This is a genomic window from Frankia sp. Mgl5 (genome assembly GCF_023242985.1).
Taxonomy (GTDB): domain Bacteria; phylum Actinomycetota; class Actinomycetes; order Frankiales; family Frankiaceae; genus Parafrankia; species Parafrankia soli.
This window is the reverse complement of the sequence record NZ_JALKFY010000259.1, coordinates 1-249: the sequence shown is the minus strand read 5'-3', so window position 1 is coordinate 249 and position 249 is coordinate 1. Positions and strand designations below refer to the sequence as shown.

Genomic DNA, 249 nt, shown 5'->3' with positions numbered 1-249 from the left:
AACCGGGGCTTTGGCCGGGGCTGCTGCCGGTTTAGCTGCTGCAGGTTTTGCTGCTGGTGCTTTGCCTGCTGCAGGCTTGCCCGCGGTGGCAGCAGGTACCTTGATTACTACAGGCTTGACAGGAGCAGTTGGAGCTGCAGGAGTTTTCCCGGCAGCCAACGCCATACCCGACCCAGCCAACGGGATTGCAAGCGTAAAGACGGATGTAAGAATCATTCCAGTAACCAAACGTTTCATGAGTGTTTCTCC

At 56.6% G+C, this 249-nt stretch carries 1 pseudogene; it reads right to left on the bottom strand.

From position 1 onward, the window contains the following. A pseudogene (locus MXD62_RS09270) lies at positions 1 to 237 on the bottom strand (hypothetical protein); the annotation flags it as partial. Positions 238 to 249: the final 12 nt, after the last annotated feature.